The following is a 455-nucleotide window of genomic DNA, read 5'->3' as shown; positions in this document are numbered from 1 at the left end:
TTAATCGTCCGTGTAATTTCTATTTCATTTTTACGGATCGCCTGATTAACCTCTTTTGAAAAGCCATTTTTGCGACGCTCGTTTTTGGTATTACGAATAGTTTGTTTAAAGTCAGAATAACCATCGTAGCCCATTTTTTTCAAGGTTCTATTAACTGTGGAAACACTGACATGTGATTCTGTTGCCAATATCGAGATAGATAGATTAGGAATCCGATTTAAATTATCTTGAATATGATTCCAACAATACGACTCTGCTTCACTTAAGGTTTTCAATTGTCACTCCTTTAACTTCAAAATTTGTATTTTCGAGCATTGCAAGTCAATATTTTTCATAATTTTCAAAAAGATACTCTAAATCTTCAATTGTCTTCAAAAGCTCCTGACCGATATTGGTATCTTTAACACAGGTTCTTTCCTCTACTCGATCAACCAATCGCTTGACACTTACAATAT

Annotated in this window: 2 protein-coding genes; both read right to left on the bottom strand. The window is 33.4% G+C overall.

The genetic code is table 11. From position 1 onward, the window contains the following. Positions 1-275 (bottom strand): MurR/RpiR family transcriptional regulator (locus ETC27_RS17785; protein WP_136256055.1); only part of this gene is annotated, 275 nt, incomplete at its 3' end. Between the two features lie 46 nt (positions 276-321). Continuing rightward, positions 322-453: a fructose-bisphosphatase class III gene (locus ETC27_RS17780; RefSeq protein WP_369333507.1), complete on the bottom strand. Its 132-nt coding sequence runs from the start codon at positions 451-453 to the stop codon at positions 322-324. Between the last annotated feature and the right edge of the window lie 2 nt (positions 454-455).

Source organism: Onishia niordana, assembly GCF_004798965.1.
Taxonomy (GTDB): Bacteria; Pseudomonadota; Gammaproteobacteria; order Pseudomonadales; family Halomonadaceae; genus Onishia; species Onishia niordana.
Note: the sequence above shows the minus strand (reverse complement) of the source record. Positions and strands in the feature narration are given on the sequence as shown.